The sequence below is a fragment of the Thermonema lapsum genome (genome assembly GCF_011761635.1).
Classification (GTDB): domain Bacteria; phylum Bacteroidota; class Bacteroidia; order Cytophagales; family Thermonemataceae; genus Thermonema; species Thermonema lapsum.
The window spans coordinates 739,392-765,705 of the sequence record NZ_JAASRN010000002.1 but is presented as its reverse complement, the minus strand read 5'-3'; the positions used below and the strand labels follow the sequence as shown (position 1 = coordinate 765,705).

The following is a 26,314-nucleotide window of genomic DNA, read 5'->3' as shown; positions in this document are numbered from 1 at the left end:
AGCTATGAACTTAGATGTACTATTAGGACTGCAATGGGGCGATGAGGGGAAGGGAAAGATAGTGGATTTCTTGGCGCCAAAATATCAGATAGTAGCCCGTTTTCAGGGAGGACCCAATGCCGGGCATACCTTGGAATTTGAGGGCATCAAACATGTGTTGCACCAAATCCCTTCTGGCATCTTTCATGAAGGCATTCAGAATATCATAGGCAATGGGGTAGTGATTGACCCCGTCGTTTTCATGAAAGAAATAGAGGCACTTAAGCCCTATGGTGTGCCCTATCGAAAGAATCTGTTTATTTCCAAAAAAGCCCATTTGATTTTGCCCACTCATCGCTTGTTGGATGCCGCCTCCGAGGCTGCCAAAGGCAAAGAAAAAATAGGCTCTACTTTGCGTGGCATCGGACCAGCGTATATGGACAAAACCGGGCGCAATGGCTTGCGTGTGGGCGATATCTTGAGTTCCGATTTTAAACAGCGTTACCAAAAGTTGGTAGATAAACACAAGGGTTTGTTGGAGTTCTACGACTACGAGTACGACCTGAACGAAAGCGAACCTGCTTTCTTTGAGGCTGTGGAACAACTCAAAGAACTGCAACTTACCGATACGGAGTATATGTTGAGCGATGCCCTTGCCCAAGGCAAACGCGTATTGGCAGAGGGGGCACAAGGCACTTTGCTTGACATTGAGTTTGGCTCTTACCCTTATGTAACAAGCTCGCACACTACCACTGCTGGGGCTTGCATAGGCTTGGGCGTGGCACCCAAAGCCGTAAACGAGGTGTTGGGAATCTTTAAAGCTTACTGTACCCGTGTGGGCAGTGGTCCGTTTCCCACCGAGCTGAATGACCACTTGGGCGAGGCCATTCGTCAAGCTGGACACGAATTTGGTTCCACTACCGGGCGTTCACGTCGTTGTGGATGGCTTGACCTGCCCGCCTTGCGCTATGCCTGCATGCTCAACGGCGTGACCCAACTCTTTATGATGAAAGTCGATGTGTTGAGTGGCTTTGACGAAATCAAAGTATGTACACACTATAAGCTCTCCGATGGCACTATTACCCAACAAATGCCCTACTGCCTGTTGCAAGAGCCTGTGGAGCCCGTGTATGAGACCCTGCCCGGTTGGTCGGAAAACATAGCCTCAAGCACTGCCTATGAAGACTTGCCGCGCAACCTGCGCCATTATGTGAATTTCATTGAAGAGTATTTGCACCTTCCCGTAGCGCTGGTTTCTATTGGTCCCGACAGGGAGCAAACCATTCTGCGCAAGAATGTGTTTTCTATGTAAAAACTGAAAATGTCAGACCTCATGCCTAACGGAGCACTCTCATCTTTTTCCGTGATTTTGTTGTTTATGATAGGGAGTGCTCTATTTTTGTTGGGGGGCATGTTTGTTGCCTATATGCTGGCACCCCGCAAGCCGAACCCGGAGAAATTGTCCACTTACGAATGCGGCGAACAACCCATAGGACATGCCTGGGGGCAATTCAATTTTCGATTTTACACACTTGCTCTTGTTTTTATCTTATTCGAGATTGAAACTGTGCTCCTCTTTCCATGGGCTATTGTTTTTGGACAAGAAGCACTCATCGAAGCTACACAAGGCAGGTGGGCATGGCTGGCTTTTATAGAAGCATTTGTTTTTATAGGGCTGTTGATTGGCGGCTTGCTGTATGCTTGGCGTCGAGGCTTTCTCGATTGGTTAAGACCGAAGCCACTACTGCCAACGCTCAAGTCGCCAGTACCTGATGCTTTATATGAAGCTGTAAACCGCCGCTATGTCGCCAAACCCAAAGAGAAGGTATAACATGGAAAGAAACCATCAGGGGAGTGTACTTTTATTGAAAGCCGAAGACTTGCTCAACTGGGCACGCCTGTCGTCGCTTTTTCCTATGGGCTTTGGCTTGGCTTGCTGCGCCATTGAAATGATGGCGGCTTATGCTTCTGCCTATGACATGGACCGTTTTGGAATTATACCCCGAAATTCGCCTCGCCAGTCCGATGTGATGATAGTAGCCGGTACCGTCACCTTCAAAATGGCAGACCGCATTCGGCGCCTTTATGAGCAGATGCCCGAGCCTCGTTATGTCATTTCCATGGGCTCTTGCGCCAACTGTGGAGGTCCTTACTGGCAGCATGGCTACCATGTGGTGAAAGGAGTGGACAAAATCATACCGGTAGATTTTTACGTACCGGGCTGTCCGCCTCGCCCCGAAGCCCTTATCGGTGCCTTTATGAAATTACAGCAAAAGATTAAGGAAGAGTCTTTTCTCAAAGACCTATCGGGCATTCGTCGTATTTTAAAAGCAAAAGACGAAAACAACTACTGAATGCAAGTCAAAAGGTGGGAATTGTGAAAACCTCATCCTGATACGTTTTAAGAAAAAAAGAAGCACTTGAAAAAAGTACCTCACTTCTTCGGTAGCTTTTCCGCTTCTTCAATAGATTTTTCGCCCTCCTCTTTAGTTGCATCTTTAGCCTTTTCGGCAGTTTCTTATACCTGCTCGGTGGCTTCCTCCATGCTTTTTTCAGCGTTTTCTTTTTGACCTTCGCTGCAGAAACTCATACGAAAGAAGCAGCAGCCAATAATACTTTTTTGCTTAGGCAATACTTTGCTTTTATGAATGCGCTTTTTAAAAAAACGAAAAAAGTAACCCCGCAAAAAATAAAAAGCGAGCCGTTCGTTGGAACGTGCTCGCTTTTGTTAAGATTACTCCGTATAATTACTCAGTAGGAGTTTGCTGAGACTGACCTTCAGCAGGAGCTTCTTGAGATTGAGTTTCTTCTGCAGCAGGTTGCTCTTCAGCTGGTTTCTCTTCAGCAGGCTGTACATCTTCAGCAGCAGGTTGCTCTTGATTTTCAGCGTTTTCTTTTTGACCTTCGCCGCAAGAAACCAGTGCGAAAGAACCAGCAGCCAACAGCATCAAAAATAACTTTTTCATAGTACTTAGAATTTTGAGGTTTAACAATGAATCTAAATTCGCCTCTTTATTCCCTTAATTGAAAAAGGTAACCTATTTGGAGTAAAAAAAATTTGCAGCAGAAGCAAAAGAGAAAAAACAAAATGCCTATTTCCCGATAGAAATAAAAAATGCCTGTCTGATTGACAGGCATTAAGTTTATGTATCACAAGTACTTACATTTCTTTCCACTTGATGGTGCAACCGATTGCTTTGGCTTGTTTCACCTGTACTTCTTTGCCACTGAGCAGCGCATCTACCGCTTGCTCTACATACTTTTTGCTTGCTTTGCTTGCCTCGCGTGGACTGTCGTCAATGGCACCAATATAGCTTACAATAAGGTCTTTGCCCTCCTTTTTTAAGACGAACACATGCGGTGTGTTGGTTGCCCCGTAGGTGCGTGCTATCTCCTGAGTTTCGTCGAATAGATAAGGGAAGGTAAAGCCTTTTTCTTTGGCTCGTTCAATCATCTTATCGAAGCTGTCTTCCGGTTGTTTTTTGGGGTCGTTGGGGTTGATGGCTACCACCGGATACCCCAATGGCTTGTACTTCTTGTCTAAGGCAATGATGCGGTCTTCATACATCTTGGAGAAAGGGCAGTGGTTGCACGTAAACACCACAATGAACCCTTTAGCTTCTTTGAAATCGGCAAGCGATACATACTGCCCATCGATATTTTTTAGTTTAAAATCGATGGCTTTGTCGCCGGGCTTGTAACCTTGTGCCCATGTCAAGACACCGAACGACAGGAGCAGGAGTGTGAGCAAGTACTTTCTCATATTTTTATGGGTTTAGTTGATTCTGAATGTGGCTGGCAAGTGCTTCGTAGCTGACGGGTCCGGGAATGAAAGCTGTCTTTTTTCCGTCTTTATAAATCATTGTCATGGGAATGGCACCCTGCCAGCGAGGTTCTATGCGGTCAATCCATGTGTTATAGTCAGTTTCGTCAAGCAGGAAGGTGGCTAAAGCTATGCCTTTCTTTTTGAGTAGTGCAAGCGCTTTGGGTTGCTCGTCGGCAAAATCAAGACTTACCAGCAGCAATTTTACACCTTTTGCCTCAAAGTCTTGATGAATACGGTAAAGGTCGGGCAGTTCTTTTACGCAAGGGGCGCACCAAGTAGCCCAAAAGTTGACAATAAGAATGCCTTTATGCTCTTGTATTTCTTTTTCCAGACGGTCTATTTTGATAACCTCCACCGACTGTGCCCATGAAACTAAAGGGCTACACAACAGACAGACAAGCAGAAAACGGTAGATACGGCAAGAAAGCATCATCATGCACTTTGTTTTTTTACAAAACGCACGACCACTATAAAATGTTGTTTAAAAGGCATTTAAAATGCAATAAAAAAAAAGCCACCCGATGAGAAACTCATGGGCGGCTTTGCTATATGTTCAACCCTAAACACTAAAATGCATACTCGTTCTTTTCGATGAGATAGTCAGCAATGCGACGGCGGGCTGCCTTCACATTGAAGGGCTCTAATTTAGTAAAGCGCTTCAAACCAAGCAACATGACGCGCAGTTCGTCTCCTTCGGCAAAGGCAGTGATGGCTTCTCGCGCAGCTTTTTGAATCACATCTGCGGCATCGTAAAGATACACACGAGCCAAGTCTTGATACAGGGCGGTGGCTTCTTCGCCTTGTTTCTGAGCCATCTTGAGCACACGCAACAGCACCGACTCTGTCACATAAGTTTCTATGAGCATGTCGGCTACATTCATGATGATTTCTTGCTCTTCGCCCAAGCCTTTACCCAGTTTTTGAGCGGCAGCACCGGCTACCATCAAGATGGCTTTTTTGAAGTTTTTGACTGCTTTCAGCTCGGCAGCAAAGAGGCTGGTATCTGCTTCGGCACCGAAATCAGGAATAGCCATCAATTCTTTGGCAACAGCCATGGCAGGACCCATCACATCGAGTTCACCCTGCATAGCGCGGCGCAGAATCATATCGACGGTCAACAGGCGGTTGATTTCGTTGGTGCCTTCAAAAATACGATTGATTCGGGAGTCGCGGTAAGCACGCTCTACTGGCGATTCGGCAGAGTAACCCATACCGCCATAGATTTGCACGGCTTCATCCACTACGTAATCCAATACTTCCGAAGCGTGCACTTTCATCATGGCACACTCGATGGCAAATTGCTTCAAGCTTTCCAGTTTGGCTTCCGAATCACTCATGCCGGCTTCCTTATACATCTTGATGGCATCTTCAATGTTTTGACCGGCACGGTAGGTGGCTGCCTCAGAAGCAAAGATTTTCACAGCCGATTCGGCAATTTTATGCTTGATGGCACCAAACGAGCTAATGAGGCGACCGAACTGCTTGCGTTCATTGGCATAGCGGATGGCATGGCTTAGGGCAGCTTTGGAAGCACCCACAGCGGAAGCAGCCAGCTTGATACGTCCGATGTTCAAGATGTTAACCGCTATTTTAAAGCCATTTTCACGCTCCGATAACAAGTTCTCTACCGGCACTTTGCAGTCGTTGAAGAAGATTTGGCGGGTGTCTGAACCTTTGATACCCATTTTCTTTTCTGGTGGGTTCATGGTAATGCCGCCAAAATCTTTCTCTACGATGAAGGCACTCAGATTTTTATCATTATCAATTTTGGCAAACACAATATACAGGTCGGCAAAGCCACCGTTGGTTATCCACATTTTTTGCCCGTTGATAATGTAGTATTTGCCATCTTCGCTGAGGGTGGCTTTGGTTTTACCCGAGTTGGCATCAGAGCCGGAGTCGGGCTCGGTGAGGCAGTAGGCTGCTTTCCATTCGCCAGAAGCCAGTTTGGGCAAATACTTTTTCTTTTGCTCTTCGTTGCCGTAATACTGGATAGGCAGTGTGCCAATACCCGTATGTGCCGAGAAAGCTACAGCAAAAGAGTGCCCGGCTCCCAGATATTCAGCAATAAGCATGGTAGAGTTGAAGTCCATGCCCATGCCACCGTATTCTTCGGGCACGCCGGCGCCCAACAGCCCCAACTCAGCGGCTTTGTCGAGCAAACTCACCATCAGAGAGGTATCTTTGGCTTCGTCCAGCGCTTCTACCTTAGGATATACTTCTTTTTCCAAAAAGTCTTTACATGCCTGAATCAGCATGCGCTGTTCTTCGGTGAAATCTTCGGGAGTGAAAATTTCTTCGGGGGTAATGTCCTTAATCAGGAACTCACCACCTTTAATCAGGTTTTTGTTTGCTACGGTTTCCATAGTTTATAACAGTTTTCATGTTGACAAAAGAAGGAATCATTCTTATCGACAAATGTAAGAAAAAAATATTATGCATGCAGAATATTTGTAAAATTTTTATGAAAGTTATTGTAGGGCAAAAATTTAGGGAAGCTTTTTGGGCTTCCCCTATATAACAATGTTGTAAAGCATATTTGTTTGCTGGCGGGTCTTTAGGCTTTCGACAATTTTTCTTTTAACTGCTTACGAGCAATGTGAATACGGTTTTTCACGGTGCCAATGGGTATGTCCAGACGTTCAGCAATTTCTTGGTATTTGAAGCCGCGATAATACATAAGAAAAGGGACGCGATAGTGTTCGGCGAGGCTTTCAATGGCATCTATGATTTCCTGTGTGCTCAGATTGCTCAGTGCGTCATTGTAGGCGATGCGTTCGCCGGAGTTGATGAAATGCTGGTTTTCGGTGGTATCTACAAATGTCTGTCGGCGGCTGTTTTTCTGATATTGGGAAATAAAAGTGTTTTTCATGATGGTGTAAAGCCAAGCTTTTAGGTTGGTGCCTGCAGAAAACTTGTCTTTATTATTGAGGGCTTTATACAAAGTTTCTTGAATCAGGTCATCGACAGCTTCTTTATCTTTGACCATACGAAAGGCAAAGGGGCGCAGCGAGGCAGCCGCCTCTTGTAAGATATGCCCGAAATCGCTGGTTGAGTTCATCGTTTTGCTGGTTTGGTTTTATCTTCTTCAAAGATAGGAAGTTGGCAAGAAATGACCAAGTTTTTGTTTAACTTTTTTCATTTAAAAGTTACACAAAAAAATTAAACTAAAGAGTTTTGTTTTATCACATCATTGAAAAAGTTAAACAGAATATGTTTTTGCAAAAAAATAACGCTTCTGGGCAACCCTGTTTTAGTAAATTGCATCTATATAAATGAAAGCTTTGAGCAAAGCAGAATGATACGACTACGAAAAAGAGACGTAACAACAGACGAGGCATCTTTGCTGGCGGCGGTGCGCAAAGGAAACGAAAAGGCGATGTCGGCACTATATGAGCGCCATGCGGCAAAGATGATGGCAGTGTGCCGCCGTTACTTGCCCATGCCGGAAGCCGAAGATGCTTTTTTAGAGGGCTTTCAGCGTGTATTTCAGCACATAGAGCAATATAAAGGGGAGGGAAACTTCGAAGGGTGGATGCGGCGCATCTTTGTGAACCAATGCTTGCAATATCTGCGACGTAAAAGCCTTCTGCTTACAATTGAAACGGAAGGAACAGACGCATTAGCCGATGAATTACAGCTACCCGAAGAAGCATTATCACAGCTGGAAGCAGAGTACTTGATGAAATTGCTGGAGCGCTTACCCAAAGGGTGCCGAACAGTTTTTAACCTCTATGCCATCGAGGGATTTACACATGCTGAAATAGCAAGCATGTTGAACATAAGTGAGGGAACGAGTAAAAGTCAATTGGCGAAAGCCAGAAAGATGCTACAATCATGGATAATAGAAGAAACACAATGCAGCCAGATAAAGAGCTTATAGATCAAGTGTTTCGTGATAAGTTGAAACACTACGAAGTGCCGCCACCTGTGGATGCATGGGAGCGCATACGCGGCAGGAAAGGCACTGCCAAGAGGGGGCGACCGGTGAACAGAAAATGGTGGCTGTGGGTGCTGCTAGTGGGCAGCCTAAGCATAGGCGGTTACTATCTTCTTCACATGGAAGAGCCACAGCTCACTTTGTTTGCCGGTAGCATGTCTGTGGAAACAAGCAAAGAACAGACGACCGAAGCAAGTGGCGTACGACCGCAGCCTGTTCAAGAGACCAGAGAGTGTGAAGACAAAAGTAGCGAAATGGAAGACATAAGCAATAAAAACACAGTAGCAAAGGATAAGACAAAGCCTGATGTGAAGCCGAAGTTGCCCAACTTGACATCTGCTCGCGAGCAAACAAAACAGCCAGTAACCGGGCAGATGTCTGAGCCACTGCCGATGGATGACCATGTACTCGACGAAGAGCAAGCAAAGCAATCCACAGTAAAGACAACAAGCACAGCTGACCGCTATTCGGTTCCTCCTACCCGTGTGCGGGTACAGGTCATACTCTCACCTGAGCGAGAGCAGCAGGCTATACCTGCTACCGGAGCAGAGGAGCGCAAGCCTATGGGAATACGCATCATACGCGACAAGAAAGTGCAAAAAGTACTCAATCAGGTATTGTATCTGAAAAAAGAAATAGGCGAATAGATTGAACTGAAATAAAAATTCACCTTTAAAAGCGAAGGAAAAATGAAACGAATCGGCAAGCAACTATTGCTGGGCATGGCTACTTTGTGTCTTTATTTTTCGGCTCATGCCCAAGATACCATACGCGTGGAGTTGGAAGACCATACTACTGTGATGGTAGTTACCAAAGACAAACAGGCTTTACAGCAATTGAAGTTTGTTGACTTCAACGCGCTGATTGAACAGGTGGTAAAAGAAGTGGCTGCTACGGAGGTGCCCGGTGATTCAACGATTAAATATAATTATGAGTTGGTGAATGCCGGAGATAAGAGCCTATTGGTGCGGGTGGATGAAGAGCACCAGCAAGACAAAAAGGAGTATGTGCATATTGTGGTGAGAAATGACAAGAAGGGCAAACGCATTGTGGATGTACGCGTGCCTATGAATAAAGCAGATATTGAAGAGCTTGAAAAAGATATGGAGGAGTTTGAAAAAGACATGGAAGAGTTTGGAAAAGATATGGAGGAGCTGAGTGTCGCTTTGGGAAACAAATATTCTATTAGCGTGGAGCGCATGGCAAGAGATGAAAATACAAGTGGAAAAAAAGAAACAAAGCGCATTTCGCTTAGTGGGAAGAATGATACATTTAAGTCGAAATTTCGGTCTTCTGTATTGTACTTAGATTTGGGTATTAACAACTATTTGCAAGACGGTAGCTTTCCGAACGACCAAAACGCGGCGTATGCGGTACGCCCCTTGAACTCTACCTATGTAGGATTGGGCATTAGTGCTCGCCGCCGCTTGTTAACCGGTAAAAATGGCAACTATTGGGCTGTGGACTTTGGCTTGTTGTGGGACTGGTACAACTTCAAATATAAGCCCTCGTATTACCTGCATACGACGGATACGGGTGTAGAATGGAGAGACTATGAAGCAGATTTTGGGAAGAGCCTCAAAAAAAATAAACTGGTAGTCTCTTACGTGAATGTGCCGGTGCGCCTGCTGTATCGTGGTGTGCATGCCGATGGTAACCGTAGTTTCAAGTTTGGTATTGGTGGTTATGTGGGCTACCGAGTAAATGCATGGACTAAAATACAGACCACAGGTGGTCCCAAAGTAAAAAACAAAGGCGACTTTTATTTGAGCAGTTTGCGCTATGGGGTAGAAGTACAAATAGGATATGGCAGCGTGTTGTTGTTTGCCAAGTATGACTTAAATACTCTTTTCGACGACTCACAAAACATAGGATTACAGCCCATTTCTTTTGGCATTCGTTTGTAAAAGAGAGCATTTGTCTGGCACTTATGTGCCGTCGCAAGGAAGTTGCCCTTTTAAAGGGTACTTCCTTTTGTTGTTTACTACGCAACACAGCCTTGCTCGTAGTCTTCTTTCCAAAGGGAAAACAAGAATACAGCTTTTTTTAACTTTATGTGCTAACAAGTTCGCACTTCTTTTTACTAAATACCTGAAAGTCAAATGGCGATTAGTGACCAGGAACTATTGGAGGCAGTCAAAACAGGCAATATCAAAGTGGTGGAACGCTACTACTTGGATGTACATGGAGAATTTATTCATTGGAGTTATAAACAGTTTGCGTTAGATAGGGAACAAGCGCTGGACACATTTCAAGAGGCATTTGTGATTTTCTATGAAAAGCTATGCCGTGGCAACATGCCGGATATCAAGAGCTCATTGAAGACCTATTTGTTTGCGATTGCCAAGAATTTAATATACAGAAGGTTTCAAAAAACGAGAATTCAACAGCGCAACGAGCAACAAATTGCCTATTTGACCGAAGAACACTTTTTGCCTTCGTTTCTTGAAGACGAAGAGCAGGCGCAGATAAAGCAAATAGCGCTCGAAGCGGCTCAAACAATGAAAGAACCTTGCAGGAGTATTTTAAAATGGTTTTATTTCGATAGGCTTTCGCTGGCAGATATAGCCCAAAAGCTGGGATACAAAAACGACAATGTGATGAAAAACAAAAAGGCACGCTGTTTGCAAAAACTCAGAAAAACAGTGGAAAAACGCCTGAAAAACTATTCCATAGATTGAAAACGATTAAATGTAAATGCTGCTATGATGAATGCGGAATTTGAAACTTTGGTGGAGAAGGTGTACCGTGGGGAAGCAGACAGTGAAGAACGGGTAAAGCTGGAAATGATGATGTACAAGGAGCCTACGTTGCGTCGTGAGGCAGTGTTGTTGTGGGGAATCATGGAAGGTGTCCGTCAGATAGGCAGGAACGATATGAAGCAGCGTCTCAAACTGTTGCATAGGCAGGAGCAGCGCCGCAGTCGCTTGAAAAGACGCATGCGCTTGGGTTTGGGCTTGGTGATGGCACTTTTTGTTTTTGCTTTGGGATTTCAGTATTACTACACCCCGAACCGTCTGTTTGAGGCTCATTACAAACCATTGCCCACGAAGGGGGTGGCTGTGCAGGAAGTAGTACTCTCGCCCCAGCTCGAAGAAGCGCTGCAGGCTTATGAACAAAAAGCCTATGACAAGGCAGTAGAAGAATTTAAAGAAGCACGGGAAGCAGGGGCTTCCATAGAACCCCTGCAACTGTATGAAGCCATCAGCTACATAGAAACGGGCAAGCCCGAAAAAGCCAAAAGCATATTGATTAACTTCCAATCTGAAAATACTTATTATTCCGAAACCGCACAATGGTATTTGGCACTGGTGTTGTTGCGCGAGCATCGCCCGCAGGCTGCCCGTCAAATACTCGAACACCTTGCCAAGGGGCAACACTACACTTCGGTAGCCCAGGAATTGCTGAAGGCACTGTCGGAATAAGGCAGAAAAGACTCGTCTTTTTCAAGGGCTTTTTACCTTGAGGGCGCTGTGTAAAGTGCTTTTTTGTGGGAGTGTATTTTTTGCCCATTGTTTTAGCCATGATGCTTGCTTCGACCTTTCATACGTTTTGTTTTGGGTTTTATTGAGCTCACTTATTTTGGCAATTTTACTTTTAAAGCCAGCTGAAATCATGAGTGGTTTGAGCCTTTTTGTAAGGCTCTTTTAATTACAGTAAACGAGGTGGTATGAAAGCCGCTTTCCACAAAGCGGTCAGTGCAATTTTTGATGTCTTTTTTTGAAAAGAATCGGATGCGGAGGCTTCTTGTTTGTTTAAAAAGAATAACTTGTAAACAAAGGCGCAGCCTTGTGATGGTCTCATTTAAACTTAAAAAATGCCCCATGCAACAAAGCAACTACTTACAGAAAGCAGCCTCGGGCTTAATAGTCTTCTTGGCAAGCGGTTATCTATTGCATATTGCTTCTTCGTTTTTCATAGATTTGGCTACTTCCTTTTTGTTAGCGTTATTGTTGAATCCGCTGGTAGCGTGGTTACGGCGAAAAACCCGTATGCCCGCTATGCTTGCTATCTTTTTAGCATTGCTGCTAGTGGGGGGCGTGATGCTTTCGCTGCTGTTTGTCATAGCCCTACAGCTGCGCGACCTCTCTACCAACTGGCAGGAGATAAGCACCCGTTTTATCTCATGGGTGGCACATCTGCGCCTTTATGTAGAGGCACATTGGGGCATCAGCCAAGCCGAGCAGGAGCGTTATTTGCAAGTGCTGGTGAATAATCCGGAAAAAAAACTGTCTACCTTAAATTGGATAGCCAGCAGTGGCGGGCAATTTTTTGGGGGCTTGCTGACATCCCTCTCATTGATTCCCATTTATACTTTCTTTATGCTTTACTATAAAGAGCGGGTGCGTCGCTTTTTGTTTTTTGTTACAGCCCCTGCCCGTAGAGGAAACCTGAAGCGTGTACTTGGCAAGTTGCAGCATGTGATTTTTCGTTATATTTTAGGTATGTTATTGGTATTTTTGGTAGTGTCTTTCTTGGATACCGCTATTTTACTTGCTTTTGGCATGGACAATGCCCTATTGTTTGGGGTACTGGCAGGCTTGCTCAATTTCATCCCCTACATAGGTACAGCTTTGGGGGGTTTAATTCCCATGTCAGTAGCACTCATCACCCAAGACAGCTTGTGGTATCCGCTGGGTATAGGGCTCTGTTTTTGGGGAGTACAGATTTTAGAGAATAATGTCGTTACGCCCTTGGTGGTAGGTGAACAAGTGAGCCTGAATGCCTTTACCATCATTTTGGTGTTGGTAGTAGGCGGCATGCTCTGGGGGGCAGCCGGTATGGTACTGGCTATCCCTTATGCAGCTATTGTAAAGTGCATTTTAGAGGAACTGCCTGCTTGCAAAGCATGGGCAATGCTTATTGGCGACGAGCCATTGAGCGCTTTTGATAAATAGCTACCAAAGGGTGGTGGTCAGAGTAAGGTATTTGGCGCAAGACCTGACACCCCACTACTTGCCAAAAGGAATCATCAAAGAACTGATGGTCGATGCGCAGAAGCAAGGGAGGGTTGGAGTAGGTAAAGCCGAAGCCGGTGCCTGCTTCTTCAAAAGCATTCGATAATGTCTTTTTGAAAGCCCAGTAGGTATAAGAGTGAGGCAGGGCATTGAAGTCACCACATACGATGACCGGGTAAGGCGACTGCCTGATATGGGTGAGCAGTATTTGCTGCTCATGCGTGCGTCGGATGAAGCCTTCTTTAAGCTTGCGCAAGATGTTCATAAAGCGGGCGCTGACTTCGCCAGTAGAGAAACTGCCGCTGATGTCTATGCTCATGGAAGCCAAGTGCACATTGTAGATGCGTACTGTATCTTGTTCATGCACAATATCGATGAAAATGGCACGGTTGGAGCGTCGATTGCCCAACTCTAAGAAACCGCTGTGTACAATGGGGTACACAGAAAATATGCCCATGCCAAAATAACCTACTTTATAGGGGTTATTTGAAGGCAGAGGTGCCAAATAATAATTATACTTGCCTTTTTGAGCTATTTTTTCTACTGTATTGAATACCTCTGAGCTGTCTTCATTGTAGATTTCCTGCAGGCATTTTATTTGTGCCGGATATTCGCTGACCCACTGTATCATCTGCCGAGATATCAAACTGTCTCCTGCCTGCAAGTGCTCATATACATTGAATACTCGTACATTGTAGCTCATAATGCTGAGCATGTCGGCTGCCGTCTTACCTTGTGAAGGGGCATAACTGTTCCAATTGAGCTGAAACACACCGTTGAGGGCGGGGGTAGCTGCCAGCAAGCAAGCGACCGACAAGCATGCATAGAGCTGCCGGCGAGGCATCCAAAACAGCAGCCACAACAGGAAGGAAAGGGCTACTGCTGGTATAAGTAGACTTAAAAAACCCGACCACCACCATGTTTCGTTAGGGGGTATCCACAGCGAGGCATAGCACAGCAAGCCAAAACAGCTATAAAGCAAGAAAATCCAAGAAACCAAACGGTATCGAATGCGTTTCATAAAGCAATTTAGTCAATAAAGCGCAGTAAGAGTTGTCCTTCCATATGCGTGATGCGAGGGGGCATGTCAGGATAATACTCAACATACAGGCTTTGCAATAGTAGCTTGGCTTGGTAGCTGTCGCTTTCTTGAATTATGGTAAGCTCGGCAGGAAGCAACTCCAGACTGATATCGTTTTTTTCTGCTTTTGCTTCTGCTCTTAACTCTATGGAATGGAGTAGTGGGGCGAGTTCTATTACAACTTCCTGCTTGTGATTGCTTCCTTGCAGAATGAGTCTATTGTATGGCGGTGCGGGAAAATTGAGGTAAAAGAGGGGGCGTCCGGGTAGTGTTACGGGTTGTGCGGCAGCCTCGGGGCAGGTAACGCAAGAAACAGTGAGCATAAAATCATAACCCTGCACTGGCATGACCAAGCTTTTAGGCGTAAATACTTCGATGCGGCGTGCATGGCTCAGGTGAATGGGGATATCTTGGCGTATTTGCAAAGCATTAAGCAGCACATGAGCGCGGTAGCGTTCACTCTTGTCGGCTACAAAGAGAGTATCCATGGCGCGGGGGAGCAGAGGCATGAGATAGTCCAGCTTATGGCGTCTTTCATAGAACTGTATGATAGAAACGATGCGTTCTTGCTCATGCATCTGCCACTGGAAGTCTGTATGGAAACGAATAAGCCCGTTGGCACCCAGTGCATTGCTTTTTTTAAGAAGACGAATCAGTTCGCTTTGTTGACTTTTGAGCGACACGGAAAATATGTTCCATGGACTAAGTAGGGCAAACAAAAACAACACACAAAGAGTGAATGGCAGAAAAGAAAGCAGCTTTTTTTTGCTGATGATAAAATAAAGGCTGACCAACCATAGCCACACGTTGAAAAGGACAATGAAATAGCGCGCTTCGGTCCATCCATATTCGGCAATACGCACCCCTATGCCCACGGCATTGAGCGCTAAAAGCGGCAAAAGCAGCGGAAAGAAAAAACGGATAAGCAAGTACATCCATCGGTTGGTCAGGCGCTGCTGAATGGGATAAGTCATCAGCAAGGTAGCGATGCCCAGAATAGCGTAACTAAGTACCAAATAAGACAGCCAGCCTTTGGGCAGTGCCCACACCAGCAGTATCTTTACAAGGTAAGCGTAGAGTATAAAGCTGTAAAGCAACAATAAAGGAAAGAAAACAAATGCTACCAACTGCAAGAATTGTTGGGGGTAGTGTATATCTTGCTCAAGGTCTTCTATGTTTGCCGGCACACCTGCCAAAAAGTGCGTATTGGCGATAATTCCATAAATCAGAATAGCAGCGATGGGGTAGACACGGTTGGGAATAGAGAGATAGAATAGCTCGTTTAAAGAAACAAAAGCCACAGCCACACCGCCAAACAATATAGTGGCATAGATGCCACTCCACAGAGCACGCTCTATCAGGCAGCGATTAAACTGCCAAAAGGCAGTATCGGTGTAACGCGACATGAAGTTCACAAAGCTGAGTAGCAGGACAGTAGAGCCCAAACTCAACACAAAAAGCCAGCCATCTTGCGGAGTAAGAGATGTCGGCGAAAAAGCAAGGTATAAGACAGTAAGCAAAAGGACGCCGACGCCATCGGCAAACAAACGTTGTCGTGTATTGTATTGGAGCCGCTCTTTGAGGAGTGCTAAACTTAAAAATGATGGGAAACCCACCAAACAGCAAAGCAGCAACTTGCTTAGGTACCACGCTTCGGCAGGAGGCAGAGAGCCTGTAAGGCGTATGGCGGCATAAACCCCCACCACGTTATTGAGCAGCACCATGGGAAAGCGGAAGATGGCACTTTCAAAAGCCCGGTAGAAGCTGATGAGTAGATGCCGGCTATTGATATACTGCCATATGTCTTGTAGCCTAATTGTCTTCATCGTTTAGTGTGTTTCTATAAGTTACATGAGCTTCCAGCAGCGCCGCATTGACTTCAAAGCCCAGCAGCAGAATAAACGCCAGCAGATACATCCACAACATCAGTACAATGAGTGTGCCTATTGAACCATACAGTTTGTTGTATGTATTAAAATATTCGAGATAAAGCGAAAAACCAACGGTAGCTAAAATGATGCCTACAGCGGATACGAGGCTACCTATAGAAAAAAAGCGCCACTTTTCACTGCTTGCCGGTGCAATGAAGTAGATGATAGAAGTAAACAGCCATAGCACAGAAAAACTGAGTACATACTTTGCCACATACAGTAAGGTTGTAAGCCATCCTTCTTGGAGGATGTTCCATTCTACAAGCAACTTCAATGCAAAACGCCCGGCAATAAGCAAGGAAGCAGCTAAAAAAATCATCATTGCCGTAAGGAAAGTAAGCTGCAACGCCACCCACTTGCGTTGTAAGAAAGAGCGCTCCTCTGCTAAACGAAACGAGCGGTTGAAAGCCATCACCAACGCATCCATGCCTTTAGATGCAGCATAAACAGCGAAGAATATACTCAGCGAGAGCAGGTCTGCCCGTTGGCTTTGTAGCAGGTCTTCTACTGTGGAGTAAATAAAAGCATAGATTTCAGCCGGTAGGCTTTCTCGTAAAAACTCCAATACGGCATAGCGGTCAATGGGCAAATAGGGCAAAAGCGTAAGACAAAAGAGGATAAAAGGGAAGAGCGCCAGTAGCAGGTCGAAAGAAACTGCTGCTGCCCGCATGCCGATTTGGTCTTTTTGTAGTTTGTGATTCAGTCGTTTGATGACTAACCAAAGGGGCACTGCACGTTTGCGCCCTCCTACATACAGGTGGCGGGCTTTCAGGCGCGCCCAGCGGTAATACAGCTGCCTTTCAAGCCATTGTCGTAACTGTTGATATAACTGCGACTTTGCCATAATGTTTTTATATTCCCAGTTTACGTGCCAGCATCAGCAAGCCCGCAACACTGATGGCATCGGTGATGCGCCCGCTCATTACCCAATCTAAGGCTTCGGTAAGGGGCAGACGCTTGATTTTCAGTACTTCGGTGTCTTCGAAGCGGGTGTCGCCTTGCTGGAGTTGAGAGGCAAGAAACACAAAGCCCTCTTCGTCGGTTACAGAATTGGAGGTATGCAATCGCCCGAGCAATTCCCATTGGCTTGCAGTCAGTCCGGTTTCTTCCTGCAGCTCTCTTTTGGCAGTCGTCAGAATGTCCTCTTCACCAATGGGGCTGCCTCCCATAGGAATTTCCCATGAATATTCGTCCAAGGTGTAGCGATATTGTCCAACGAGCCAAGTGTCGCCTTCCGGGCTGAGGGGAATGATGCCAATGGCTTTATTTTTAAAAGAAACAACCCCATAGATACCGGGCTCGCCGTTGGGTTTGAGCACCTTGTCTTCGCGCACGGCAATCCACGGATTGTCGTAAACTGGCGTGCTGCTCAGACGGGTCCAGGGGTTTCTTTTTTTTGTTTGTTCCTTGTTCATGGCTATACTTTTGCGTGATGTGTAGCAATAAAGATAACATAAGAACGCAAATAATGCTTAATTTGCAATTGGGAGGCTTGCAGGGCATGTGTGTGGCACCTTAGAACCATTCATTTTGAATACATGTTATTTCATGCATAAACACATCTTGGAAAGCTCATGAAAATAGGCATAGTGTGTTATCCGACCTTCGGGGGCAGTGGTGTGGTGGCTACCGAGCTGGGCAAGGCTTTGGCACAGCGCCAGCACGACGTGCACTTTATTACTTACACACAGCCGGCACGTCTTGATTTTTTTAACGAACATTTGTTTTATCACGAGGTGCGCGTACCCAACTACCCGCTTTTTCAGTACCCCCCTTATGAGATAGCCTTGGCAAGCCAGATGGTCGATATAGCGGAGCGTTTTGAGTTGGACCTGCTGCACGTACACTATGCCATCCCCCATGCCTCGGCGGCATACATGGCTCGCCAAATTTTACTTGACAAAGGCATGTACGTACCCTTTATCACCACATTGCATGGTACGGACATCACCCTTGTGGGCAAAGAGCCGTCTTACGCACCGGTGGTGGCGTTTAGCATCAATCAATCCGATGGAGTAACGGCGGTTTCCAAGCATCTGCGCGACGAGACCTTGGCATTTTTCGATGTACGTAGGGAAATAGAAGTGATACCCAACTTCATCGATTTGCAACGTTTCAAGCGTCAACAAAAAGAACACTTCCGCAAAGCCATTTGCCCGCAGGGCGAAAAGCTGTTGGTACACACGTCCAATTTCCGCAAAGTAAAGCGTATCAACGATGTGATAGAGGTGTTTTATCGTGTGCGTGAAGAGGTGCCTGCCAAGTTGCTGCTCATTGGTGACGGACCTGAGCGAAGCCATGCCGAGAAGTGTTGCCGCGAACTGAAGATATGCAACGATGTGCGTTTTTTGGGTAAACTGGAGGCTGTAGAAGAGGTGCTGTCCGTGGCTGACGTGTTTTTGATGCCTTCTGAGAAGGAGAGTTTCGGTTTGGCTGCTTTGGAAGCCATGGCATGTGAGGTACCGGTGGTGTCGTCCAATGCGGGAGGGCTGCCCGAGTTGAACCTCCACGGCAAGACAGGCTTTGTAAGTCCGGTGGGTGATGTGGAAGCCATGACTCGCTACACCTTGCAGCTATTGCGTGATGAGGCATTGCTCAATCGTTTCAGAAAAGAGGCACGTCGGCATGCCGAGATATTCAGCATGGAGCGCATTGTGCCACTTTATGAGCAATATTACACCAAGGTACTTGAGCAGCACAAAAAACCCGTTTAGGCATTTTGTTTGGGTTGCCTATCGGTGGGTATCCACCCCCATTTGATTTGTGCCCAAGCACGCTCATGCAAATAGTAAAGCAGTATTTTGGTGATGAGCTCCACGGCACCTATGCTGAAAGCATAAGAGGCTTTGCCGGTGATGATGTAGGACACGAATATGGTATCCATCGTGCCAGTAATGCGCCAGCTGATTCCTTTGACCAAGCTACGTAGATGAGATTCTTTCATGGAATGAATCATAGTGTTATATTCATAGCTGACAGTATGTCGATGCTTGTTTATAGCTTACCGTTCATGCCGGCTCTCAGTTTAATTTCGGTAAGTTTTTGCTTACTTTCAAGGGGGAAGTCGGCTTCCATAAACCAAGAGTAGTAACCAGGGTCTTTTTTGAGTACCTCCACAATGGCTTTTCCCTTGTACTTGCCGAAGTTGAACACTTCTTCTCCTTTATCGTTATAGGCGAAACGCCCGGCAAGGTCTATGCGTTGTGTGTTGGACAAGTCGTGCAGGCTTTTGATGTCGTTTTTTACGGGTACAAACTCTTTGCCATTTTTGTCTTTTATCTTTTTGCCTTCGTAGCGGCGCACTTGTGCATTCAGCACTGCTAAGGTGGCACGGGCATCGGCTTCGGCAGAGTGGGCGTCTTCCAGTTCTTCGCCACAATAAAAACGATAAGCCGCCGACAGGGTGCGGGGTTCCATCAGGTGGAAAATACGCTGGGCATCTACAACATGGCGGTTGTTGAGCGAAAACTCCACACCGGCACGCAGAAACTCTTCTACAAGAATGGGAATATCGAAGTGGACGATGTTGAAGCCTGCCAAGTCACAGCCTTCCAGAAACTGCGCTAAGTTTTTGGCTATTTGCTTGAAGGTAGGCATGTGGGCTACGTCTTCGTTATAAATGCCGTGCACCATACTTGATTCTATGGGAATAGGCATTTCGGGGTTGAGGCGTCCACTCATGGTTTCCTCTTTGCCGTTGGGATGCACTTTCACAAAGGCATATTCTATGATGCGGTCGCGTACGATATCCAAGCCTGTGGTTTCCAAGTCGAAGAAGACGAGTGGTTTTTTTAGTTTCAGGTGCAACATGGCAATGGGCTCAAAAGTTAAGAGTTGATACAAAGTTTTTGTCCGACGGCTTGCAGGTCAAGATTGTCGAAGTTGCCGGAGCTCATGAGCAACACATTCATGCCCGGTTCTACTTGTTTTTCTATAAATTCTTGCATTTGGTGGCTGTTGTCGAACACTTGCAGTTCAGGGTCGTTGAAAGCGTTGCGTATGTCGTCGGCATGTAGTGTGGGCAGTCCTTTCTGCAGCAGTTTTGCCGGATTGAAATACACCGCTCGCAGGTCGGCTGCTTTCATACTGTCTTTATACTGCGGCAAAAAGTTGCGGTTCAAGCTGCTGTAGGTATGCAGTTCGAGGCAGGCAAGGAGGCGACGTTCTGGGTTGCGTTCTTTCAAGGCGCCGATGCTTGCCTTCACTTTGGAAGGGGCATGTGCAAAATCGCTGAATACTGATATAGCGGGGCTTTCGCTGATGAGTTGCAGGCGGCGTTGCGCACCTTTGAAACTACGAATGGCTTCATAGAACATGTCTTCGGTGATGCCAATGCGCATGCACACTGCTTTGGCTGCGGCTATGTTTGCCATATTGTGTTTGCCAAATACTTCTACGGCAAGGTAGCTTTTGTTGGGTAGTTTCAGCTCATAGAGCCCATTTTGCACACGGTAGGGGTGCGTCTGGTAAGGAATCAAACTGACGTCGGGGCGCTCTTTGCCTTCTACTATGCTACTGAGGCGCGCATCTTCTTTGTTGTAAACGATGCTGCCTGCTTTTACGCTGCCCAAGTCGGCAAGTTTTTCAAACTGTCGGACATACTCATCTTCGGTGGGATACACGTTGGCGTGGTCCCAAGCGATGCCGCTTATTACGGTAATGTGCGGGTGGTAATAGAAAAACTTAGGCTCTGGCTTGAAAACGGCTGCCGGGTATTCGTCGCCTTCTATGATTATGACCGGTGCCTCTTCCGAGAGGCGTATGTTGTTGTCGAAGCCTTCTACTTTGGCACCTACCACGTAATCGAAGCTGCGCCCATAGTGTTTGAGCACATGCATAATCATGGATGTGATGGTGGTTTTGCCATGGCTGCCTGCCACTACAATGCGTTGTTTGTCTTCGGCAAAGCGGTAAATGAATTCCGGGAAGGAATACACGGGGATGCCCAAAGACTGTGCTCTTTGCAATTCGGGGTTGTCGGCTTTGGCATGCATGCCTACGATGACAGCGTCCAAGTCTTTATGTATGCGTTCGGGGAACCATCCTTCTTGTTTGGGTAGTAGCCCGTGCGTTGCCAAACGACTGCGCGAGGGTTCGAATATTTCGTCATCAGAGCCACTTACTTCTACGCCTTGTCGCTTCAGTTCAATGGCTAAGCTGTGCATGATGCTTCCGCCGATGGCTATAAAATGAATTTTTTGATGCCGGACCATAAGTTTCCGTTTGCTGAAACATGCTATTACAATTAGCAAATATAAGGTAGTTTTGCGTATTCAGGAAATCCTTTAATGACACTCAGCTTATGCATACTGCTGACAGAAAGCCCCTTCCTTTGGGTTTCGAGGATTTTTTACAAGAAGTACTGCCTACGGCAGAAGCTCGGGCAGCGCTGTTTGAGGCTTTGGAAGGGGTGCCCCCCACTTCGGTGCGTTTGCATCCGCAAAAAGGCAGCGCTTTGTTTGACAGCCTGCCGGCAGTACCTTGGTGCACATGGGGGCGTTATTTGTCTGCCCGCCCGTTTTTTGCTCATGACCCTTTTTTTTGGGCAGGCGCTTATTATGTGCAGGAGGCTGCTTCTATGTTTGTAGGATATGCGGCAGAGCGTGTTTTGGACTTTTTACGCCGCCAAGAGGCGCGTCCTTTGACGCTGCTTGATTTGTGTGCTGCGCCTGGGGGAAAAAGTACGCACTTGGCTTCGCTCTTGCACGTCGGCGACAAGCTCATAAGCAACGAAATCATGCCCAACCGTATAGGTGTGTTGATTGAAAATCTGAACCGTTGGGGGAGTGAGCAATGCATCATCACTCACGATGAGGCGGTTTCTTTCGGTGCTATGACCGAATGGGTGGACCTGCTGGTTGCCGATGTGCCCTGCTCGGGTGAGGGCATGTTTCGCAAAGATATGGAAGCGCGTGAACGCTGGACTCCCAAACTGCCTTTGCAGTGCGCTGCCTTGCAAAAAGAGATTATAGCAGAGGTGTTGCCTGCTTTGAGGCAGGGCGGCTTTTTGATATACAGCACCTGTACTTTCAACAAAGAGGAAAACGAGCACAATCTGCATTACTTTTTGTCCGAAATGGACATGGTGAGCGTACCTCTGCAGTTGCCCGACGAAAGTGGCATCACAGTAGTTGAAGAGAAGACACGGAGCGGAAAGCCTTTGTATGCTTACCGTTTTTTTCCGCACCAAACGGGCGGCGAGGGCTTCTTTTTGTCTGTATTGCAAAAGCGGGGCAAGCATGGAAAATCCTATAAAAAAGCCAAGCAAAAGCTTTGGACTTCTGCCGGCAAACAACATGCTGCCTTGAAGGAAGAATACCTCACAGAGTCGGAGCGTTGGCAATTGTGGCAGCAGCCCCATGAAAAAGACCTGCTGATGTTCACCCCCATAGAGTGGGAAGCCGCAGAATTGGATTTATTGAGCCAACATTTAAATATCAAGCAGGTAGGAGTGCCCTTTGGGCAGGTATTGAAAGGGAAATTCAATCCACATCCTTACTTGGCTTATTCGCCGGTGCTGCGCCGGGAGCTGCCTGCCATAGAAGTCAGTATTGAAGATGCGCTTCAGTTTCTACGCAAGCAGCCTATGCAGTCAGCCGTGATGCCTGCCAACAAGGGGTGGTATGTCATCCGTTACGAAGGGCGAAACTTAGGCTGGGTGAAAGCTTTGGGCAACCGTTACAACAACTACTACCCTAATGCTTGGCAGTTGCGTTCTTAGCTTGTGAGAATAACCATTGCCACAGCTCCGGACTGGCATATGCTCGCTTCCAACTGTCGTGGTAAACGTCGGGGTATTCGGTATAGCGCACCTGTCGGTTGCCTGCTTCTATAAGGGCATGATACATGTCGCGTGAACGGCTGACTGGTACTACGGCGTCAAGGGCTCCATGAAAAATCCAAATGGGCAAGTGTTTGAGCTGGGGGGCGTTGCGTGTGTCGGCACCTCCACAGATGGGCGCCGCAGCCGCAAAGCGCCATGGTTGCCGTTGTATCCAATCCCAAGTGCCGTAGCCGCCCATAGATAAGCCAGTAATGTAGAGGCGGTTGGTGTCTATGGGTAAAACAGAAAGAAGAGAGTCGAGCAGCTGCATGCTCATAGCTAAGGGGTGAGAAGGCTCTGCCGGCATCTGATGAGAGCGCAGTTGCCAGTCCACTTCTACCCATCGTTTGTCTTTGGGGCACTGAGGTGCCAACATAACACAGGGGTAATAGCGGGCAATGTGGGCAGCGGCTTGCCGGAAATGAGTGAGATGACGTTCGTTGTCCATGCCCCGAGAGCCAGCACCATGTAAAAAAATCAACAGGGGTAAGGGCTTGGCAGGCAGTGTGTCGGGCACGTAAAGACGATACGGAAGGGTGTCGTTGTGTACAATGTAGTAGGCATGTTGGAATGAGGGTTGAGCAAAAACACTTTTACCAAGTAGGCACCATCCGGAAACTATCGAAAGCCAAAACAAGCGAAGCTGTCTGGGAGATTCAGAAAAATGCCTTGTCGCTAATATTAAACCGCTGGAGCAACTCATATTTTTTAAGTGTTTCGTGAATGATAGGCAAGCGTAGCGTGTCTATCAATTTAGAACTTTTATGCGAAAGTGTGGATATGGCGGACTCTTCACTTGATTGATAAGTTCTTCTGCTGCCCGCTTCAATAAAGCATCGAATGGCAGTACTTTGTTCTGGAAAACTAAAACGCAAGGCACAGCCCTGAGTGAAGCAATGAGTCTAACACATAAGGAAATTTGCCTGACTTTGAATACTTTGGAAAAATTTTTGCTATCTTAGATGAAAACCATCATCAACACAACAAAATGAAACGACCGATATTGATGTTATGGCTGCTGCCGATTATGATAATGAGTTATCCCGGTACCACCTATGCACAAGACACGGGGGTATATACAGTAGTAGATGAGCAGCCCGAGCCTGTAGGAGGGTTGAAAGCCTTTTATGATTACATAGAAAAGAATTTGCGTTATCCTGAAGAAGCAAAGCAAAAAAACATTAGCGGGCGCGTGGTGGTGAAGTTTATTGTGGATGAAAACGGCAAGCTTATTAACCCGCAGATAGTGCGTGGCTTATGTGAGCCTTGCGATGCTGAAGCGCTGCGTTTAATTAAGGAAGCCCCGCCATGGAAGCCCGGCAAGAAAGACGGCAAGGTGGTAAAGGTAGAAGTAACTCGCCCTATTAACTTCAGCCCGAATTAGGTGATAAGGATAAGAACAAAACGAAGGGACATAAAAAGGTAAGGAAAAGACAGGCTCCGTTGCCTGTCTTTTTTTATGCCGACAGCTTTTTGCCATATCCTATCGCAATCCCTAAGCAGTTGTTGCAGTGTGCTTGTCAATTTTTTCGATAGTATATTGTCATTTTTACGCGGCGGTTGCGCTGACGCCCTTCGGGCGTATCGTTGGTGTCTATAGGCTGTGATTCACCATAGCCCACGCTTTCGATTCGGAAAGGCTCTACGCCTTGGTTGATAAGATATTCCCGCACAGCAGCCGCACGATTTTCCGACAATATTTGATTATCTTCTTCAGTGCCTATGGCATCGGTGTGTCCTTCTAATAACAAATAAGCATTTGGGTATTTGAACATGATTTTTGCTACCTCGTTCAACACGGGGTACCACTTGGGCAGGATAGTCCACTTGCCGAATTCAAATTCTACTTTGCTGGCTTTTTCGAGTGTTTCGCGCTCTTGTTTGGTTACTATTTCGGGGCAGCCTTGATTTTCGATGACGCCGGGAGTGTCGGGGCATCGGTCTTGTGGGTCAATCACGCCGTCTTTATCCCTGTCGGGAGGTGGGCAACCATAGTATTGCTTGGTACCCGGCACATCGGGGCAGCGGTCTATGTCGTCGGTAATGCCGTCGCCGTCTCTGTCTCCCCATGGGCAGCCTTTGTTCTTGGCAGGACCGGGAACGGTTACGCACTCATCTTCGTAATCAAACACACCGTCGCCGTCGGTATCGGGAGGGCAGCCGAATTCATTGACTTTGACCCCCAAGGGGGTACCCGGACATTGGTCCCTTACGTCCGGCACTTTGTCTTGGTCGGTATCTACTTTGTAAATAGCCGGTACAGTAATGTGAGTTTTCTTTTCCGGTTTTTGTGCATGTGCAGATAGTATAGCCCATGGAAGTAGGCAAGCGATGAGCCAAAAGTATTTAGAATGAGCAGTGTAGTGCATTGTCAATAAGAATGTTTTCAAATGTTTTAACAAGCGAAAATCAAGCCATGTCATTTTAAAAATACGGTTATTTCAATAAAAAAGCGGATTCATGCAATAAAATTTTGCTTTTTTGTGGTTATTTTTACTTGAAAAGCAGCACCTTTGCCTTAGTTGACTTTTTTATCTTTCAAGGCATTAAATGTATGAAACTGCGTTCTTTATTGTTTTTTACGGTCCTGCTTGGTTGTTGGGCGTGTGAGCATACGCCGGAGCGTGCTCAGAGCCAGCAAGAAGCGCGGCAGCTTGCCAGCGATACCACAAGTCCTGCCGAAGAGGCGCTTGCTCTGCCAGCGAAGCCCTCGGAATCGGGTAAGAGACATCACGATTTTGCCGCCTTATTAGCAGCCATGCCTCAGCGGGTAAACAATGATTCAGTGCGTTTGGTAGCAAAGCTGCCTTGTGTGCAGGCTATGATGGAAGAAATGCAAACGCGTTGGCTCAAACTGCAGGAGGTTTATCTATTCCCCTTGCAGCAGTGGGCAAAACGCCATATCCCTGATTTACATGCGCACCAAGGTACTTTGTTCTATCCGTTTAGCGGTCCTGATATTCTGAATGCGCAAGTATTGTTCCCCCATTGCCGTACCTATATTTTGGTGGGCTTGGAGCGCCCCGGGTATTTGCCTACAGACTATTTCGGACGCCAAGAGGCAGTCTATTGCCGTTATTTTCAAGATGTAAAAAGGGCATTGGAAGACCTCTTCGTGCGCAATTATTTCATTACGAGTTATATGAGCTCAGACCTCTACCGCTCGGCACAAGGTGTCTTACCTTTAATTGTACTTTTTTTGGTGCGGCAAGGCAATGAAATCCTGAACATCGAGGATGTTTATTTGGATAACGGCAGTTTGCGAATGGCGGAACATCGAGCCACGGGCAGAGAGGGGCGTCCCTTAGGTGTAAAGGTTGTTTTCAAACATGTGGACAAGGATTATCCGCAGGTGATTTATTACTTCGGCATCGATTTGTCGGATAAAAGCCTGCAGAAGAAGCAAGCATGGATGGAGTTCGTAAAACAGCAAAAAGGTAAGATTGCCTACATGAAAGCGGCTTCGTATGTGCTTTTCAATCCCAATTTTGAAATAGTAAAAAGCCTGCTGCTGGATGAGTGCAGCGCCATAGTGCAAGATGATACCGGTTTGCGATGGGCAGAGTGGAGCAAGCGCAAAGACTGGAAGGTTGAACTCTATGGAAAATATGCACGTCCCATTCGCGACTTTGGCTCATATACCTATCAAAAAGACTTGGAAGCTTTGTATGACTCGCTGCAGCCTGAACCGCTGGGTTTCCCTTATGGTTATCATTGGCGCGACGGCAGCAGCAGCCTCTTGGTAGGACGCAAACAAGCCCCATAGCTTAAGCAAT

General features: G+C 46.6%; 27 protein-coding genes. 13 read left to right on the top strand and 14 right to left on the bottom strand.

Annotated features, from left to right (window positions below; translation table 11 throughout):
- The first annotated feature begins 4 nt into the window (after positions 1-4).
- The 3 genes from FHS56_RS08755 to FHS56_RS08745 are packed head-to-tail and all read left to right on the top strand — an operon-like array spanning position 5 to position 2,333.
- Entirely contained in the window at positions 5-1,291 is a 1,287-nt protein-coding gene (locus FHS56_RS08755; RefSeq protein ID WP_166919798.1) for an adenylosuccinate synthase, read from the top strand.
- Positions 1,292-1,312: 21 nt separating this feature from the next.
- Positions 1,313-1,810: an NADH-quinone oxidoreductase subunit A gene (locus FHS56_RS08750; RefSeq protein ID WP_166919796.1), complete on the top strand. Its 498-nt coding sequence runs from the start codon at positions 1,313-1,315 to the stop codon at positions 1,808-1,810.
- Between the two features lies 1 nt (position 1,811).
- Entirely contained in the window at positions 1,812-2,333 is a 522-nt protein-coding gene (locus FHS56_RS08745) for an NADH-quinone oxidoreductase subunit B (RefSeq protein WP_166919793.1), read from the top strand.
- Between the two features lie 393 nt (positions 2,334-2,726).
- Here FHS56_RS08745 and FHS56_RS08740 read toward each other — a convergent pair whose 3' ends face one another.
- The 5 genes from FHS56_RS08740 to FHS56_RS08720 all read right to left on the bottom strand — a co-directional run bounded on the left by FHS56_RS08740 (position 2,727) and on the right by FHS56_RS08720 (position 6,866).
- Positions 2,727-2,945 carry a hypothetical protein gene (locus FHS56_RS08740; protein WP_208409656.1) on the bottom strand — a complete coding sequence of 73 codons (219 nt, stop codon included), beginning with the start codon at positions 2,943-2,945 and terminating at the stop codon, positions 2,727-2,729.
- Positions 2,946-3,139: 194 nt separating this feature from the next.
- Positions 3,140-3,742: a thioredoxin family protein gene (locus tag FHS56_RS08735; RefSeq protein WP_166919791.1), complete on the bottom strand. Its 603-nt coding sequence runs from the start codon at positions 3,740-3,742 to the stop codon at positions 3,140-3,142.
- Positions 3,743-3,746: 4 nt separating this feature from the next.
- Complete coding sequence (locus FHS56_RS08730) at positions 3,747-4,241, bottom strand: TlpA family protein disulfide reductase (protein WP_166919789.1); 495 nt, start codon at positions 4,239-4,241, stop codon at positions 3,747-3,749.
- Between the two features lie 130 nt (positions 4,242-4,371).
- Positions 4,372-6,171 carry an acyl-CoA dehydrogenase family protein gene (locus tag FHS56_RS08725; protein WP_166919787.1) on the bottom strand — a complete coding sequence of 600 codons (1,800 nt, stop codon included), beginning with the start codon at positions 6,169-6,171 and terminating at the stop codon, positions 4,372-4,374.
- 191 nt (positions 6,172-6,362) lie between these two features.
- Complete coding sequence (locus FHS56_RS08720; protein ID WP_166919785.1) at positions 6,363-6,866, bottom strand: RNA polymerase sigma factor; 504 nt, start codon at positions 6,864-6,866, stop codon at positions 6,363-6,365.
- A 237-nt stretch (positions 6,867-7,103) separates the two neighbouring features.
- Here FHS56_RS08720 and FHS56_RS08715 point away from each other — a divergent pair, with 237 nt between their 5' ends.
- The 6 genes from FHS56_RS08715 to FHS56_RS08690 all read left to right on the top strand — a co-directional run bounded on the left by FHS56_RS08715 (position 7,104) and on the right by FHS56_RS08690 (position 12,643).
- Positions 7,104-7,688: an RNA polymerase sigma factor gene (locus tag FHS56_RS08715; RefSeq protein WP_166919783.1), complete on the top strand. Its 585-nt coding sequence runs from the start codon at positions 7,104-7,106 to the stop codon at positions 7,686-7,688.
- Positions 7,643-8,392 carry a hypothetical protein gene (locus FHS56_RS08710; protein WP_166919781.1) on the top strand — a complete coding sequence of 250 codons (750 nt, stop codon included), beginning with the start codon at positions 7,643-7,645 and terminating at the stop codon, positions 8,390-8,392. The genes FHS56_RS08715 and FHS56_RS08710 overlap by 46 nt, the downstream gene beginning before the upstream one ends.
- Positions 8,393-8,434: 42 nt before the next feature.
- Positions 8,435-9,652, top strand: a complete 1,218-nt coding sequence (locus FHS56_RS08705) for a hypothetical protein (protein ID WP_166919779.1) — start codon at positions 8,435-8,437, stop codon at positions 9,650-9,652.
- Positions 9,653-9,847: 195 nt separating this feature from the next.
- Positions 9,848-10,426 (top strand): RNA polymerase sigma factor, encoded by a 579-nt coding sequence (locus FHS56_RS08700; RefSeq protein WP_166919777.1) that lies wholly within the window; start codon positions 9,848-9,850, stop codon positions 10,424-10,426.
- Positions 10,427-10,450: 24 nt separating this feature from the next.
- The gene (locus FHS56_RS08695; RefSeq protein WP_166919775.1) at positions 10,451-11,170 is read left to right on the top strand and encodes a tetratricopeptide repeat protein; all 720 of its coding nucleotides are present in this window, start codon (positions 10,451-10,453) and stop codon (positions 11,168-11,170) included.
- Between the two features lie 399 nt (positions 11,171-11,569).
- The gene (locus tag FHS56_RS08690; RefSeq protein WP_166919773.1) at positions 11,570-12,643 is read left to right on the top strand and encodes an AI-2E family transporter; all 1,074 of its coding nucleotides are present in this window, start codon (positions 11,570-11,572) and stop codon (positions 12,641-12,643) included.
- Here the strand turns inward: FHS56_RS08690 and FHS56_RS08685 are convergent.
- From FHS56_RS08685 to FHS56_RS08670, 4 genes are read right to left on the bottom strand one after another with little or no spacing between them, the layout of a single operon-like run.
- Entirely contained in the window at positions 12,606-13,724 is a 1,119-nt protein-coding gene (locus FHS56_RS08685) for an endonuclease/exonuclease/phosphatase family protein (protein ID WP_166919771.1), read from the bottom strand. The two genes, FHS56_RS08690 and FHS56_RS08685, sit on opposite strands and share 38 nt — an antisense overlap.
- A gap of 8 nt (positions 13,725-13,732) precedes the next feature.
- Complete coding sequence (locus FHS56_RS08680; RefSeq protein ID WP_166919769.1) at positions 13,733-15,610, bottom strand: DUF4153 domain-containing protein; 1,878 nt, start codon at positions 15,608-15,610, stop codon at positions 13,733-13,735.
- Positions 15,597-16,559, bottom strand: a complete 963-nt coding sequence (locus FHS56_RS08675; RefSeq protein WP_166919767.1) for a YihY/virulence factor BrkB family protein — start codon at positions 16,557-16,559, stop codon at positions 15,597-15,599. The genes FHS56_RS08680 and FHS56_RS08675 overlap by 14 nt, the downstream gene beginning before the upstream one ends.
- Before the next feature lie 7 nt (positions 16,560-16,566).
- On the bottom strand, positions 16,567-17,130 hold the full coding sequence (locus FHS56_RS08670) for an NUDIX domain-containing protein (RefSeq protein ID WP_166919765.1): 564 nt from the start codon (positions 17,128-17,130) through the stop codon (positions 16,567-16,569).
- A gap of 159 nt (positions 17,131-17,289) precedes the next feature.
- Here FHS56_RS08670 and bshA point away from each other — a divergent pair, with 159 nt between their 5' ends.
- The gene (bshA, locus tag FHS56_RS08665; RefSeq protein WP_166919763.1) at positions 17,290-18,429 is read left to right on the top strand and encodes an N-acetyl-alpha-D-glucosaminyl L-malate synthase BshA; all 1,140 of its coding nucleotides are present in this window, start codon (positions 17,290-17,292) and stop codon (positions 18,427-18,429) included.
- Here the strand turns inward: bshA and FHS56_RS08660 are convergent.
- From FHS56_RS08660 to FHS56_RS08650, 3 genes are read right to left on the bottom strand one after another with little or no spacing between them, the layout of a single operon-like run.
- Positions 18,426-18,659 (bottom strand): DUF2061 domain-containing protein, encoded by a 234-nt coding sequence (locus FHS56_RS08660; protein WP_243844191.1) that lies wholly within the window; start codon positions 18,657-18,659, stop codon positions 18,426-18,428. The genes bshA and FHS56_RS08660 overlap by 4 nt on opposite strands.
- 50 nt (positions 18,660-18,709) lie before the next feature.
- A complete protein-coding gene (locus FHS56_RS08655; RefSeq protein WP_166920216.1) occupies positions 18,710-19,525 on the bottom strand; it encodes a 3'-5' exonuclease in 816 nt (271 codons plus the stop codon).
- Between the two features lie 17 nt (positions 19,526-19,542).
- Positions 19,543-20,928, bottom strand: a complete 1,386-nt coding sequence (locus FHS56_RS08650; protein ID WP_166919759.1) for a UDP-N-acetylmuramate--L-alanine ligase — start codon at positions 20,926-20,928, stop codon at positions 19,543-19,545.
- A gap of 89 nt (positions 20,929-21,017) precedes the next feature.
- Here FHS56_RS08650 and FHS56_RS08645 point away from each other — a divergent pair, with 89 nt between their 5' ends.
- Entirely contained in the window at positions 21,018-22,436 is a 1,419-nt protein-coding gene (locus tag FHS56_RS08645; RefSeq protein WP_166919757.1) for a methyltransferase RsmF C-terminal domain-like protein, read from the top strand.
- Here the strand turns inward: FHS56_RS08645 and FHS56_RS08640 are convergent.
- Entirely contained in the window at positions 22,411-23,241 is an 831-nt protein-coding gene (locus tag FHS56_RS08640) for a carboxylesterase family protein (protein WP_166919755.1), read from the bottom strand. The two genes, FHS56_RS08645 and FHS56_RS08640, sit on opposite strands and share 26 nt — an antisense overlap.
- Before the next feature lie 285 nt (positions 23,242-23,526).
- Here FHS56_RS08640 and FHS56_RS08635 point away from each other — a divergent pair, with 285 nt between their 5' ends.
- Positions 23,527-23,922: an energy transducer TonB gene (locus FHS56_RS08635; RefSeq protein WP_166919753.1), complete on the top strand. Its 396-nt coding sequence runs from the start codon at positions 23,527-23,529 to the stop codon at positions 23,920-23,922.
- Between the two features lie 136 nt (positions 23,923-24,058).
- Here the strand turns inward: FHS56_RS08635 and FHS56_RS08630 are convergent, their stop codons facing one another.
- A complete protein-coding gene (locus FHS56_RS08630) occupies positions 24,059-24,907 on the bottom strand; it encodes an OmpA family protein (protein ID WP_166919751.1) in 849 nt (282 codons plus the stop codon).
- 185 nt (positions 24,908-25,092) lie between these two features.
- On the opposite strand from FHS56_RS08630, the gene FHS56_RS08625 reads away from it, so the two are divergent.
- Positions 25,093-26,304 (top strand): hypothetical protein, encoded by a 1,212-nt coding sequence (locus tag FHS56_RS08625; protein ID WP_166919749.1) that lies wholly within the window; start codon positions 25,093-25,095, stop codon positions 26,302-26,304.
- The last annotated feature ends 10 nt before the right edge of the window (positions 26,305-26,314 follow it).